We start from the raw sequence: 14,459 nt of genomic DNA, 5'->3' as shown, positions 1-14,459 counted from the left end.
GCCGACACTTCCCATTTCCATTGCAGGAGCTTTGAACATGGTCAATCGTCTTCTCGGCAAATCCCTTGTTGGCTTATTGGCGAGTGGTGCGCTGGTGCCCTTGGCGCAAGCTGCCGATGCGCCCACGTTGAACACCGGCAGCACGGCCTGGATGGTGATGGCGGCGGTATTGGTGCTGTTCATGTGCTTGCCCGGTCTCGCCCTGTTCTATGGCGGCCTGGTGCGGGCGAAAAACATGTTGTCGTTGTTCACCCAGTGTTTCGGCATCGCAGGGCTGGTGGGCGTGTTGTGGGTGATTTATGGCTACAGCATGGTGGTCGACACCACGGGCATGGTCGAGGGCGAGGTGTCCTTCAACAGTTTTGTCGGCGGCATGAGCCGTGCCTTCCTTTCCGGAATGACTCCGCAAAGCCTGGTCGGGGAGATTCCGGAAGGGGTGTTCGTGACCTTCCAGATGACCTTTGCCATCATCACCCCGGCGCTGATTGCCGGTGCCTTCGCCGAACGCATGAAATTCTCCGCGGCGCTGTTGTTCATGGCGCTGTGGTTCACCCTGGTGTACGCCCCGGTGGCGCACATGGTCTGGGGTGGTGCGGGGGCCTTGATGCATAACTGGGGAGTCCTCGATTTTGCCGGTGGCACCGCGGTGCACATCAATGCCGGTGTCGCCGCGCTGGCCGCCTGCCTGATCCTGGGTAAGCGCAAGGGCTATGAAAATACCCCGATGCCTGCGCACAACCTGAGCCTGACCATGGCCGGTGCAGCGATGCTCTGGGTCGGCTGGTTTGGCTTTAACATCGGTTCCGGTGGCGGCCTCAGTGGTACGTCCGGCATCGTCATGCTCAATACCCAGCTGGGAGCGTGCGCCGGGATTCTTGGCTGGATGTTCACCGAGTGGTTCAAGGTCGGCAAGCCGAGTGCACTGGGCCTGGCCAGTGGTGCCCTGGCCGGTCTGGTGGGGATTACGCCGGCGTGTGCCTATGTGGGCGTGGGCGGCGCCCTGGCCATCGGTTTGTTATGCGGGGTGTTTTGCTACTTGAGCGTCACCGTGCTCAAGCGCCGCTTCGGTTATGACGACAGCCTCGACGTGTTCGGCCTTCACGGCATCGGCGGGATGATCGGCGCAGTGTTGACCGGTGTGTTTTGCGTGCCGTCCCTGGGCGGGCTGGTGGAAGGCGTGAGCATGGGCGGGCAGGTGCTGGCGCAGATCAAGGGTGTAGCGCTGACGACGGTGTATTGCTTCGTCATCAGCTGGATCATTCTTAAAGTGGTGAATGTCGTGGTCGGCCTGCGAGCCGATGAGTCGGTGGAGGAGTTGGGCCTGGATCTGGGCGAGCACAATGAGCGGGCCTACAACCACTGATCGACAGTGATCTACCTCTTCCTGTAGGAGCGAGCCTGCTCGCGATGGTCGTTAACGATAACGCGTGTTGTCTGGGTACACGCGGCGCCCTTGAGACCATCGCGAGCAGGCTCGCTCCTACAGTGGCATCGAGTGGCGAGTACGGACCCCACGCTGCAACTGGCTGGCAACCAGGGTGTTTTTCAGCAGATAAGCAATGGTCATCGGCCCGACACCACCCGGCACCGGCGTGATTGCGCTGGCGACAGTGCGCGCACTGGCGTAATCGACATCGCCGACCAGTCGAGTGCCCGATGCGGTGGTGATGCGATTAATCCCCACATCAATCACCACCGCCCCGGGCTTGAGCCAGCTGGCGTCAATCATCTGTGGGCGACCCACCGCGACCACCACGATGTCCGCCATCCGGCACAATGTCGGCGCATCGACGCTGCGCGAGTGCACCACGCTGACCGAGCAATCGGCCTGCAACAACAGCGTCGCCATGGGTTTGCCGACAATGTTCGAACGGCCGATGACGACTGCATGCAGGCCACTCAAGTCACCGCAGGTTTCCTGCAGCAGCCGCATGCAGCCGCTGGGTGTGCAGGGTGTCAATACTTCGATCCCTTGAACCAGTCCACCGACGTTTTCCCGATGAAAACCATCCACGTCCTTGATCGGGTCAATGGCATGAATCACCGCCGCTTCATCGATGTGGGCCGGCAGGGGTAATTGCACCAGGATGCCGTTCACCGTGACGTCGGCGTTCAACTGCGCGATCAGTTGCAGCACGTCGTTCTGGCTGGCGATTTCCGGCAGGCGGTACTCCAGTGAACGGATGCCGACTTCCTTGGCCCGCAGCAGTTTGTTGCGCACATACACCTCGCTGGCCGGGTCTTCACCGACAAGCAATACGGCCAGGGCGGGGTAGATCTGTTGGCGGGCCAGGACCTGAACCTCTTCTCGAACCTCGTCGAGAACCTTGGCAGAGATTGCTTTGCCGTCGATATCGCGGGCCAGTGCGGGGTTGGTGCTGGTCAAGGTAGGTCACCGTTGTCTGGATTGAGTGAAGGTATAGCGATCATCAAGGTGTCGTCGCGCCCCGATGATTGATCAGGGACGTGCAGGCAAGGATGCTCAGGCTACCAGTTGATGGCAGCCATGCACCACCCGTACACCGCAGGATTCAGTGTGCTGACCAATGTCCGGGGCCAGGGCACGACGCCGGGCATGGCATCCGGCGTCGTGGTCTTCAGGGATGGGTCAGGACAGTTCGCCGATTCGCTCGGCCCGCTTGCCGAGTTTCATCAGCCAGTAATAACTCAAGGCCGGCACCAGCAAGCCCACCAGCCAGGCCAGGTCGACACCGTCGAGGGCTGTGGCGACCGGACCGACGTAAAGGGTGGTATTCATGAACGGAATCTCCAAGGCAATCGCCAGGACGAAACTGCCGCAGGCGATCCAGTTGACCCGTCCATAAATCCCGTTGAGGTCGAAGATGTCATCGATCCGGTACTCACCCTTGCGCAGGCAATAGAAGTCCACCAGATTGATCGCCGTCCAAGGAATCAGGAAGTAGCTCATGAAGAAAATGAAGTTGAGGAAGAAGGTGATGAAGTCGTCCTGACTGATGGTGCACAGTCCGGTCGCTATGACGCTGATCACCAGCATGAACAGGCCGCGTACCCGTGGCGTCACCTTCAAGCGCGCGAAGGGTTCGATCACCGTGATGGTCGACATGAACGCCCCGTACAGGTTGAACACGTTGATCGACACCTGGCCATAGACGATGAAGGCGAATAGCAGGATCGCGCCGCTGCCAAACAGCCCGGCAACATGGCCTCCGACATTACTGGAGAAGTCGCCGATCCCGACGCTCAGGATCGCCCCGAGAATCATCATCCAGGCACCGCCGCTGACCGTGCCGGCGTAGCTGTACCAGAACACCTGTGCGGCGCTCGCGCGGCTTGGCAGGTAGCGAGAATAGTCGGCGACGTAAGGCGCGTAGGACAGCTGCCAGGTCACGGCAATGCTCACCGCCACCAGGAACTTCGACAGCGAGAAGCCCGTCGGCAGCCATTGTTCGGCCGGGATCGTCAGTTGCAAGGCGAGCAACGTGGCGGCGGCGAACACTAGCAGCGAGAGGATCGACAGCAGCTTCTGCAAACGGTGAATCAATCGATAGCCATACAGCGCAACCACGAAACACAAGGCGCCGATCAGGTAGATGTTGCCGCTTGCCGGCAACGGGCTGGCCGACTCAAGCGCCTGCGCCGCAAGCAGGGTGTTGCTGACGAAGAACCCCAGGTAGATCAGCATCACGAACAGCAGCGGCAACACCGCCCCGAGTACGCCGAACTGCGCACGGCTCTGGATCATCTGCGGGATGCCCAGCTTTGGCCCCTGGGCGGAATGGGAGGCCATGAAAATCGCCCCCAGCAGCGAGCCGACGACGATTGCCAGGGCGCTCCAGAACAGGTTGAGCCCCATCACTACCGGCAGTACCCCGGAGGCGATGGTGGTGATGTTCATGTTGGCGCCGAACCAGATGAAGAACAGCGACCCTGGCCGGCCATGGCGTTCGGCTTCGGGAATGAAATCGATGCTTCTTTTTTCGACTTGCATGGCGATTACTCCTGAGTCCGCACGAGGTGGTTTTGCAGCCGGGCGATGGTGCCTGGCAGCTCATGGGGCTGGTGGGCGAACAGGTCCGGGTGCTCGGGATTGAGGCTCAAGTAGTCGAGGTTTTGCAGGGCGCGCCGGCATTCACTGCTGGTGAGGATTTCCAGGGAGTAGACCCAGTTGACCATGATCAACAGGGCCGAGTAGTGCCCGGCCAAGGTGGTCGTGGTGCAGGCGTCGCTGACCAGGCGAGTGTGATAACCCAGGGCGAACGCATCGAACACCGTGGTCAGCACGCAGACATCGGTGAGCACGCCGCTGATGATCAGGGTGTCGACGTCCAGCGCCTTGAGCCGGGCATCCAGGTCGGTACGGTGGAAGGCGCTGTAGCGGCCTTTGTCGATAATGGCTTCATCAGGCCGCGGGGCCAGGCGCTCGATGATCTCTACCTGGCGGGTGCCAGCGCGGTAGCCGCTCGGACCGCCATCGCACGCACGGGGTTCGCCGCGTGGCAAGTCGTTGCCATCGGCTTGATTGATGTGGCGGGTGTAGAGGATCGGGACCCGCTGCTGGCGGGCGGTATCGAGAAGATAGGCCGTATTGGCCACCACCTTGTCGAAGTGTTCGAGGACGAAACCGTCCTCCTGTTGCATGTCGATGATCAACAGAGCGTTGTTATTGTTCATGGGGCAAACCTGATCATGAGCCGAAGCACAATGCACGGTGCATACCGCGCAATGAAGCGGTATGGCGTGCGTGACTTTCTATTTGGGCAGGCTCAGTAAACGGGTTGCCAGAAGCCGTTCTGCTTGGCGGAAACACTGGCGGGCAGGCGCTTCAAATGGATATGCGAAGCGGTCCATTCGCCGCGCAGGTAAGCCTGCGCGGCGCCGGAGGGAAGGGGGAGTGACCGGAGATGACCATTATTGAGCATGGAAATCGAACCTGGACATCATTCAACAATCCTTGTGGGAGCGAGCCTGCTCGCGAAGAGGGTTTCACATCCAACATCAATGTCGACTGTCAGATCGCTTCGCGAGCAGGCTCGCTCCCACAGGGGGTGGGCTCAGCGGAACGCTGGCACTACGTGCTTGATAAACAGTTCCAGGGATTTCTTCTTCTCGGCATGCGGCAGGCTGTTGTCGCACCAGAAGCTGAACTCGTCGACGCCCAGCTCCTGGTAGTACTTGATGCGCGGGATGATTTCTTCCGGGGTGCCGATCATCGCGGTCTTGTGCAAGCTCTCCAGTTCGAACTCTGGACGGCCGGCGAATTTCTCTTCCGGACTCGGTGCCAGGAAGCCGTTGACCGGGGTTTCCTTGTTGCCGAACCAGGCATCGAATGTGCGGTAGAACTTGGCGATCGCCTTGGCCCCGACCTTCCAGCCTTCGGGATTGTCGACCGAATGCACGTGGGTATGGCGCAGCACCATCAATTGTGGGCGCGGCACGTCCGGGTTGTTGTCCAGGGCGGTCTGGAATTTGTTCTTCAGGTCCAGGACTTCTTCGTCGCCTTTCATCAGCGGCGTGACCATCACGTTGCAGCCGTTGGCGACGGCGAAGTTGTGCGAGTCCGGGTCACGGGCGGCGATCCACATCGGCGGGTTCGGTTTCTGGATCGGCTTGGGCACGCTGGTGGAAGTCGGGAACTTCCAGATGTCGCCGTCATGGGCGTAGTCGCCTTGCCACAGGGCTCGAACCACCGGGACCATTTCGCGCAATGCCTGGCCACCAGAGGAAGCTGGCATGCCGCCGGCCATACGGTCGAATTCAACCTGGTAAGCACCACGGGCCAGGCCCACTTCCATGCGACCGTTGCTGATGACATCGAGCAGTGCGCATTCGCCGGCGACCCGGATGGGGTGCCAGAACGGCGCGATGATGGTGCCGGCGCCAAGATGAATGGTGGTGGTTTTGCCAGCCAGGTACGCCAGCAGTGGCATCGGGCTTGGCGAAATGGTGTATTCCATGGCGTGGTGTTCACCGATCCATACGGTGCTGAAACCACCGGCTTCGGCCATCAGCGTCAGTTCGGTCAGGTCTTCGAACAACTGGCGGTGGCTGACGCTTTCGTCCCAACGTTCCATGTGTACGAACAGGGAAAATTTCATGACGCTACCTCGAATCTCTTGTGGTCGACCCGTCGACTGCGGGGCTGTTGATTATTGGTATACCATAATACGGTTATACTGCAAAATCTATCAGATCAAAAGATCGCAGCCTTCGGCAGCTCCTACAAAAGCTCACATACTCCCTGTAGGAGCTGCCGAAGGCTGCGATCTTTTGCTGTGTCAGGCCAGAACGGGCAAGGCACCCATCTTGCCGTGGCAATACACCAGTGGCCCGGCATTGTGTTGGGGCACGATCAGGTTCTTCACTGCGCCGACCATGATCGCGTGGTCGCCCCCTTCATACTCGCGCCACAGTTCGCATTCGATAACCGCCGTGGCGTTGGCCAGGATCGGGTTGCCGAGTTCGCTCAACGTCCACTCGATGCCTTGCGCCTTGTCCTTGCCCTTGCGTGCGAAGGCATAGGCTTCGCTCTGCTGGCCGCCGGATAGCACATGAATGGCGAAACGTTTGTTCCTGATCAGGACCGGGTAGGAGTCCGAGCTGTAGTTAGGGCAGAACAGCACCAGGGCCGGGTCCATCGACAGCGAGCTGAAGGCGCTGGCGGTCAGGCCGACGACCTGCCCATCGTCATCGAGTGTGGTGATCACGCAGACGCCGGACGGGAACGAGCCCATGACTTGTTTGTAGATGGCGGCATCGATCATTGGACTGTCCTCGGGAGTGGAACGTGGTTTTTATGAGTTTGTAGGTCTGATGGTATACCGTAATACAACGTTTGCAAGGGCTTTTTTGGTCGTCCGATAAACGTATGCCTTTGGTCTTTAAGTCAGTGTTTGCGGGGCTTTCAGCTAGGCAATAGGTGCAGATTGGCCGGAGGATGCCGGATCAGATGGGCGCTTAAAGACCGAATCAGTCTTGTGCAAATGTTGGAATACCATAATATGGTGCGCATCTGAGGGGCGGCCAGAGAGTCCCCCCGGTTTGGCTTCATACAAAGATAAGAACAGACAAACTCGAGTTCATGCATATGTCCCAGATGTCCCGGCAAGACCCGTTGATTGAAAATCACACGGTCGATTACGTTCCACTCGCAGAGCGCCATGGGAAGGCCCGCGATCTCTTCACCCTGTGGTTCAGCACCAACATCGCGCCGCTGCCCATCGTTACCGGTGCCATGGTGGTCCAGGTGTTCCATCTCGACCTGTTTTGGGGGCTGCTGGCGATTGCCCTCGGGCACATGGTGGGCGGGCTGGTGATTGCCTTGGCCTCGGCGCAGGGGCCGCGCATGGGCATTCCACAAATGGTCCAGAGCCGTGGCCAGTTCGGCCGCTATGGCGCGTTGCTGATCGTGTTCTTCGCCGCACTGATCTACGTCGGCTTCTTCATCTCCAACATCGTCCTGGCGGGCAAGTCGATTGTCGGCATCGCGCCCTCGGTACCGGTGCCGGCGAGCATCCTGATCGGAGCGCTCAGCGCCACGGCGATCGGCGTGATCGGTTACCGCTTCATCCATTCGCTCAACCGCATCGGCACCTGGGTCATGGGCAGCGCCTTGCTCGCCGGGTTCCTCTACATCTTCGCCCATGACCTGCCGGCGGACTTTTTCACCCGGGGTGGTTTTAACCTGTCCGGCTGGCTGGCCACCGTGTCCCTGGGGATCATCTGGCAGATAAGCTTTTCGCCTTACGTGTCGGACTATTCGCGTTACCTGCCGGCGGATATCGGGATTGCCAAGCCGTTCTGGGCCACCTACCTGGGGGCAACCCTGGGCACGATCCTGTCCTTCACCTTCGGTGCGGTGGCTGTGTTGGCGACGCCGGAAGGTACTGAAGCGATGGCCGCGGTGAAGCAATCCACCGGTTGGCTGGGACCGATCCTGATGGTGCTGTTCCTGCTCAATATCATCAGCCACAACGCCTTGAATCTGTATGGCGCGGTGCTGTCGATCATCACCTCGATCCAGACGTTCGCCAGTCAGTGGACGCCGAGCATCAAGGTGCGCGTGATGTTGTCGAGCGGTGTGCTGGCGGGTTGCTGTGTGGTGGCATTGGGCGCTTCGGCGGATTTCATCTCGCAGTTCATCGGGCTGATCCTGGCATTGCTGTTGGTGCTGGTGCCATGGGCTTCGATCAACCTGATCGACTTCTATGTGATCAAGCGTGGGCGGTATGACATTGCCTCGATTTTCCGTGCGGATGGCGGGATGTATGGGCGCTTCAATCTGCATGCGATCGTGGCGTATTTCATCGGGATCATTGTGCAGTTGCCGTTTGCCAACACGTCGTTGTATGTGGGGCCTTATGCCAATCTGGTCGAGGGTGCGGATTTATCCTGGTTGGTGGGGTTGGTGGTGACTTGTCCGCTCTATTACTGCCTGGCTACGCGTGGGCGGACTCAGGAGGGCAGGGCTTCTGAGTTGAGTTATACCGACTGAATTTTGAGTCCTGGTGTTTGTCTTTGATGCCCGGCTTTTGCCGGGCATTTTTGTTTGGGTGATTGGGGAACATACTTGGGTCCATACCTCACTGGGGTAAGAGTCTTGTAGGAGCCAGGCTTGCCGGCGAAGGCGGCCTGAAAGCTGGTGATTGTCTTTCAGGTGTACATATCCATTGCTGCGGTAACGGCCACTTAGGGTTTCGCCCTTACGGCGACTCACTTTTTTTTCAAACGCCAAAAAAAAGTAAGCAAAAAAAGGCTCGCCCCAGCGTCCGGCCCCTCGCTAGGGCTCGGCGTTCCTTCGCTCCGGCATTCATCCGGGGGCATCGCCCTCCGGTTGGCTTCGCTGGCACCTCCATGCGATGTGTTCGACTGCGTCGAACGGCGCTGCGCGCCAATCCCCGGATGAACACCTCCGCTCAGCCTCCCGATATAGGTTGTCCGTTCCTTTCTTCTTCCATACTTCAGCGTCTGGAAGTCAGTTTTATCAAGGAAGGAACATGCACCTGTGGGCTACGAATATGCCTCCCAAGCACGTGATGATTACCCCTTCACTTTCGAGCCCACAGGTGCGCTTGCGCCCTCTAACGAATACTCAGGGAAAGCCCGACACGGCTCTCTATATCGCTTTCGCTGGACGCAAGCATGCATGTCCCTGCATGTACTTTAGCGCCGGTGGAGGTTGTTGATGCAAACGCTCCTGTCTCAGAGATTCACTGCTTATGTCGGAATAGATTGGGCCGATACCAAGCACGACGTGTGTTTGCAGGTCGCGGGGGAATCCCGGCGGCACTTCTCTGTGATCGACCACACGCCCCAGTCGATTGATCGCTGGGCGAAATCGTTATTTGAGCGCTACGGCGCTCCGATTGCGATTGCTCTTGAGCTCAACAAAGGCCCGTTGGTGGCGGCCCTGCAAAAGTACGAGTTCTTTTGCCTGTTCCCCATCAATCCGAGTACCTTGGCCAAACACCGTAAAGCCTTTGTCGGCAGCGGTGCCAAGGATGATCCGACCGATGCGCAATGGGCGCTTGAGTTGTTGCTCACCTATCCCCAACGGTTTGCGCAGCTGATGCCGCAAAGCCCGGCGATGCGTATTTTGGCCAGCCTGACAGAACATCGACGGGCACTGGTTGATGAGCGAGTAAAGGTCAGCAACCGCCTGATCTGTACGCTCAAACAGTACTATCCAGCGGCCCTGGAGCTGTTTAGCAATCATGACAGCGTGGTGTTCTGTGACTTTCTGATGCGCTGGCCCACGCTTGAACACCTCAAGCGCTCTCGCCAGAGTACTTTTCTCAAGTTCTTTAACGAGCACAACGCTCGTCACGCTCAACTCAATCAAACGCGCTGGGAAATCATCACCCAAGCGATGCCCTTGACGCAGGACCCGGGGGTAATACGTCCTTCGCAGTTGTACGCAACAGCCTTGGCGTCGCAACTCAAAGGGCTCATTTGCACGCTCAAGGATTTTGATCGCGAGATTCAAGAAACGGCCAACAGCTTGGCCGATTACCCGATCTTCAAGGCACTCCCTGGCGCCGGCCAACATCTTGCACCGCGTCTGATGGTGGCTTTTGGTGAACAGCGTGATCGATTTAGCGACGCCAATGCAATGCAGCGATATGCCGGAATCGCACCCGTGACCCAGCGTAGCGGCAAGAAGACAGTGGTGTATTGGCGCTACCAATGCTCAACCTTCTTGCGTCAGACCTTTGTGGAATGGGCCGCTCACAGCATCACTCAATCAACGTGGGCCGAGGCTTATTATCGGCAGCAGCGGGCTAAAGGCTGCTCATACCAGGCGACCCTGAGAGCACTCGCTTTCAAGTGGATCAGAATCGTCTATAGGTGCTGGAAAACCAGCACCTACTATGACGAAAAGGCTTACTTGCAGGCTTTGACGGGGCGTGGATCCACGTTGGTAGAGGCGCCGATGGAGGTAGTCTCAGGTTGACGGACAGGCTCAGGGCGTGAAGGGGCGGGTAGATCAAGATCAAAAGCTGAAGGCGAGCTAACGCTCGGCCTGATGAGTGGTGAAGAGCGGGTGGGGATGTACGCCGCTTTGCTTTTGCTTTTGCTTTTGCTTTTCTGTGGGAGCTGGCTTGCCAGGGAAGGCGGCCTTGCAGCCAACCAACCGCTGACGGATGTACTCGATCTACTGTGGGAGCTGGCCTGCCAGCGAAGGCGGCCTTGCAGCCAACCAGTCGCTGACGAATGTACTCGATCTACTGTGGGAGCTGGCTTGCCAGCGAAGGCGGCCTTGCAGCCTACCCGGACTCTGTTGACTAAATATGCCCACCTTCAATGCCAGGGATACTTCCTCTCCCACTCCCAGGCATGCGCCACGATCTGTTCCAACCGGGCGTATTGCGGTCGCCAGCCCAGCAGTGTGTTGGCCCTGGACGCATCCGCCACCAACCGTGGCGGGTCGCCAGCGCGGCGTGAAGCTTCGCCGATGTAGATGTCCCGGCCGGTCACGCGGCGCGCGGTGTCGATCACTTGTTGCACCGAGAAGCCCTGGCCATTGCCCAGGTTGAACGCCGTGCTGCTGCCACCCTTGAATAAATAGTCCACGGCCAGGGCGTGCGCGGCCACCAGGTCACAAACGTGGATGTAGTCGCGGATACAGGTGCCGTCCGGCGTGTCGTAGTCAAAGCCATAGACGGTGATGGTTTTGCGCCGTCCGGAAGCGGCCTGCAGGATCAGCGGCAGCAGATGGGTTTCCGGTTCATGGCGTTCACCCAACTGCCCGTCAGGGTCCGCGCCGGCGGCGTTGAAGTAGCGCAGGCAGACCGACTTGAGCCCGTAGGCGCGGTCGAAATCTTCCAGCATCTGCTCCACCATCCACTTGGTGCGACCATAGGGGTTGATCGCGGCCTTGGGGTGCGCTTCATCGATGGGCACGTATTGCGGGTCGCCATAAACGGCGGCGGTCGAGGAGAAAATGAAGCGTTTGACCCCGGCGCGAACCATGGCCTTGAGCAGCGTCAGGGTGGCCGCCAGGTTGTTCTGGTAGTACTTGGCCGGTTCGGTGACGGATTCGCCCACCTGTATGAAGGAGGCGAAGTGGAACACGGCATCGAAGTGGTGGCTGGCGAACAAGGCGTCCAGCGCCTGGGCGTCGGCGATGTCGAGCTCGACCAGTGTTCCGCCCAGCAACGCGCTGCGATAGCCCGTGGAAAAGTTGTCCGCCACCACCAGTTCGTGCCCCGCGCCAAGCAACTGCTTGACCATGTGTGAACCGATGTAGCCTGCGCCGCCAATCACCAGGAATTTCATGCCGCCTCTCCTTGATATTGTTGCGGTGTCAGCGCAAGGCGGCTGACCCGTCCTTTAAAAGGTCTTTGCCGTCACTTCAGATTTTCACTCGCTTGCGATGCTTTTTTCAGCAATAACCAATTGGACGCCTGCAGGCCGTCAAATTTGATGGTGTAGCGGCCATCCAGGTAGGTGGCAGGCAGTTTCCCCAGTTGCCCAAGGGGGCCGCCCTGGGTGAACAGCGTCAAGCCCGGGGGGGCCTGGATGGACAGCGTGCCCTCCAGAGGCTCGACATGGAAAGGCGTCTTGTCGTTGTCCTTGGGGACAGCCCGGGTGCCCAGGGAAATCAGCAGGTCTGCGGACTTGCCGACGGGCACGCCGTCCAGGCTTTGCACCACGACGCTGGCGTAGGCGGTCTTGAGTTGCACCTGGATATTGCCCAACTGGATCGAATTGCCGCCGATCCAGCCGGTGGCCGCCTGGGTGCGAGGCGTATCGATGGTGTAGAGGCCTTGTTTCCAGTTGCGCTTGAGTTCACCGGTGTCCGTGGTGGATTCGCTGGCCGTGGCGTCCAATAGAGACTGTGCCGGGTCGTGGAACACCTGTGCGTTCCTGGCGATGATGCCTGGTTGCAACCAGGGCAGTTGCGGCGTCTGTGGCATGGCAATTTGCAGCTTGCCTTTCTCCATGGCGGTGCGCAGCAGGGCCGAGCTGTCGGGTGTAATGCGTTGGTTGAACAGGGTTTCTGGCGTCGGCGCGAAGACATAGCTGGTCTTGGCTTCGTGAACGTCGCCGCGACGATAAAGCAGGGCGGCGGCGGGCAGGGTGGCCAACATGGCCGGGTCGTTGTAGGCGTGCCAGTTGCCGGCTGACTCCGATTGCCCGGTGAGTGGTTCCTGGCTATAGGCATATTGCATCAGCGCATCCCAGCCCTGATGGCTGGCCGTGCCGGCCATGTACAGAGGCAGCGAGTGGCGGTCGGCTATCGGGAAGGGTTCGTTGTTCCATTCGGTGACGGTCAGGGGTTTGCCGACGACCTGGCCGGCGCCAATCCAGTCCACCAGGCTGGCGCTGGCCAGCGGGTTTTTCTCAAGGGTCCCCGGGCCACCGTAGATATGCACGTCGACCACGTCACCGGCGGTCAGGGCGGGCAGGGCGCTCAGGCCATTGCCGCCCCAACTGCTGGTCGTGGCAATCGGCACTTTCACGCCGGTCTCGCGCAACGACTCGATCATGTCTACGTTGAAGCGCCGTTCCAGGTCGTTGAGGAACAGCTTGGCGGGGCCAGGCTCCCAGGATCGCCAGGTCTGGTCTTCAGGCAGGTTGTGCTGTTTGGCGAAGGCTTTGGCAGCCTTCATGTACAGTTCGTTGTGCTTGGGCACGGACTTGTCGGGCAACAGGGCGTTGCCATAGTGTTGGGTGATGTCGTTTTCGTTGGTGATCAGCACGGCGGCAACCGCCGGGTCATCCTTGTAGGCCAGGCCCGTGTAGCTGTTCACGTGGCTCAGATAATCCTTGGCAAAGCGTTTCATGGCCCGCTGGATCGTCTCGTTTACGTACGCATAGCCCTTGAGGTCGGCGATGCCATACTCGTTCTTCGGCAATTCATCGAAGGCAAAGATGTTGTCGTTAGCCCAGAGGGCTCGTTGAACGTGCATGTCGAGCCATACATAGATGCCCTCATCCTTGAGGCTCTTGATCCACAAGTCGAGCTTCTTCAGCGATTCTTCGCTCAGGCGCTGGGTATCATGCACTTTCCTGCCGTCACCGAAGATGTTGGGAAGGACCCACCACGAATCATGGTGGTGCAGTCGCACCAGATTGAAACCCAGGGCCGAGAGACGCTTGGCCTGCAGCTTGATCGCATCGTCGGGTGTTTGAAATAACGTATAGGCCGACAGGTTGGTGCCCCAGAAGCGCGCCGGGGTGTTGTCGGCAAACAGCAGTTGCTCGCCCACAGCCTTGACGAAACCACGCTTGCCTGCAGGTTTTTCCGGGGCATTGAGAAAGGACAGGTCGACCGGTGCGGTTTTCCAGTCCAGTCGATCGCTCGGCCAGCTTTTCGGATCCGCAATTCCAAAGCGCTCGGCGGCGGTCGGCCCCAGCACCACATCGCCAGATACGCTGAACGTGGCTTTGAAGTTTTCGCGACCGGGCTTGATCCGGTCCTTGTAGAGAAACGCCCGCACCTGGGATCGATCACCCGGTTCGAAATACACCCTCGCCAGCGCGGGTTCGAAGCGCATCTCGATGCGCCGCCCCTGGGCATTGCCCCAGGTCCAGCCACGGTTGCCAGGCAGCAACACCGGCTCACCCATTGCTTCGGCAAGGGCCGGGTCGAAGTTGAAGACGATACCCCCGCCCATCACGTTCGTCTTGAGGCTGCGGGCATCCAGCACAAGGTTGATGCTCAACGTCTGCTCGTCTTGCTTGCGTATCTGCCCGGTCGCATCGAAATCGAGCTTCTGGCTCTTGCCCTCCATGGCGTAGACAAAGGGCGAGATCACCTTGAGCGAGGGGGTGAAATCCGCCCAGTCCCAGTTGCCACCCCAAAAGACGAATTGAGAGGCCATGGCAGGGCTGCCACCACGCGTGACCTGGGGCAGGCCGCTGCGTTCATCCACGCTGGCGACCCACTCCGCCGCCCGGGTACTCAATGGCCAAATGGCAACGGTCAGGAGAAAGACTGACAGCAAAGGCATGCGGTAAAAAAAACACGTCAT

General features: G+C 59.4%; 11 protein-coding genes. 3 read left to right on the top strand and 8 right to left on the bottom strand.

The window, feature by feature from the left end:
• Nucleotides 1-37: 37 nt before the first annotated feature.
• Complete coding sequence (locus tag PSUM_RS07860) at nt 38-1,363, top strand: ammonium transporter (RefSeq protein ID WP_020801137.1); 1,326 nt, start codon at nt 38-40, stop codon at nt 1,361-1,363.
• 117 nt (nt 1,364-1,480) lie between these two features.
• On the opposite strand, the gene folD is transcribed toward PSUM_RS07860, so the two are convergent.
• From folD to PSUM_RS07835, 6 genes are all read right to left on the bottom strand, one after another.
• The gene (folD, locus tag PSUM_RS07855) at nt 1,481-2,386 is read right to left on the bottom strand and encodes a bifunctional methylenetetrahydrofolate dehydrogenase/methenyltetrahydrofolate cyclohydrolase FolD (RefSeq protein ID WP_020801138.1); all 906 of its coding nucleotides are present in this window, start codon (nt 2,384-2,386) and stop codon (nt 1,481-1,483) included.
• 222 nt (nt 2,387-2,608) lie between these two features.
• Complete coding sequence (locus PSUM_RS07850) at nt 2,609-3,970, bottom strand: purine-cytosine permease family protein (protein ID WP_033044484.1); 1,362 nt, start codon at nt 3,968-3,970, stop codon at nt 2,609-2,611.
• Between the two features lie 5 nt (nt 3,971-3,975).
• On the bottom strand, nt 3,976-4,653 hold the full coding sequence (locus PSUM_RS07845) for a cysteine hydrolase family protein (RefSeq protein ID WP_020801140.1): 678 nt from the start codon (nt 4,651-4,653) through the stop codon (nt 3,976-3,978).
• A gap of 92 nt (nt 4,654-4,745) precedes the next feature.
• On the bottom strand, nt 4,746-4,901 hold the full coding sequence (locus tag PSUM_RS31795; RefSeq protein WP_020801141.1) for a hypothetical protein: 156 nt from the start codon (nt 4,899-4,901) through the stop codon (nt 4,746-4,748).
• Between the two features lie 132 nt (nt 4,902-5,033).
• Nucleotides 5,034-6,077, bottom strand: a complete 1,044-nt coding sequence (locus PSUM_RS07840) for an LLM class flavin-dependent oxidoreductase (RefSeq protein ID WP_020801142.1) — start codon at nt 6,075-6,077, stop codon at nt 5,034-5,036.
• 180 nt (nt 6,078-6,257) lie between these two features.
• On the bottom strand, nt 6,258-6,743 hold the full coding sequence (locus PSUM_RS07835; RefSeq protein ID WP_008061453.1) for a flavin reductase family protein: 486 nt from the start codon (nt 6,741-6,743) through the stop codon (nt 6,258-6,260).
• A 323-nt stretch (nt 6,744-7,066) separates the two neighbouring features.
• Between PSUM_RS07835 and PSUM_RS07830 the strand changes: the two genes are divergently transcribed.
• Nucleotides 7,067-8,473: a purine-cytosine permease family protein gene (locus tag PSUM_RS07830; protein ID WP_083349318.1), complete on the top strand. Its 1,407-nt coding sequence runs from the start codon at nt 7,067-7,069 to the stop codon at nt 8,471-8,473.
• A gap of 690 nt (nt 8,474-9,163) precedes the next feature.
• Entirely contained in the window at nt 9,164-10,432 is a 1,269-nt protein-coding gene (locus tag PSUM_RS07825; protein ID WP_042955929.1) for an IS110 family RNA-guided transposase, read from the top strand.
• A gap of 347 nt (nt 10,433-10,779) precedes the next feature.
• On the opposite strand, the gene galE is transcribed toward PSUM_RS07825, so the two are convergent.
• A complete protein-coding gene (galE, locus tag PSUM_RS07820) occupies nt 10,780-11,757 on the bottom strand; it encodes a UDP-glucose 4-epimerase GalE (protein WP_020799632.1) in 978 nt (325 codons plus the stop codon).
• A 71-nt stretch (nt 11,758-11,828) separates the two neighbouring features.
• Complete coding sequence (locus tag PSUM_RS07815; RefSeq protein WP_083349317.1) at nt 11,829-14,459, bottom strand: glycoside hydrolase 5 family protein; 2,631 nt, start codon at nt 14,457-14,459, stop codon at nt 11,829-11,831.

Origin of the sequence: Pseudomonas umsongensis, assembly GCF_002236105.1 — a bacterium.
Lineage (GTDB): Bacteria > Pseudomonadota > Gammaproteobacteria > Pseudomonadales > Pseudomonadaceae > Aquipseudomonas > Aquipseudomonas umsongensis.
This window is presented reverse-complemented; position numbering and strand designations above follow the sequence as displayed.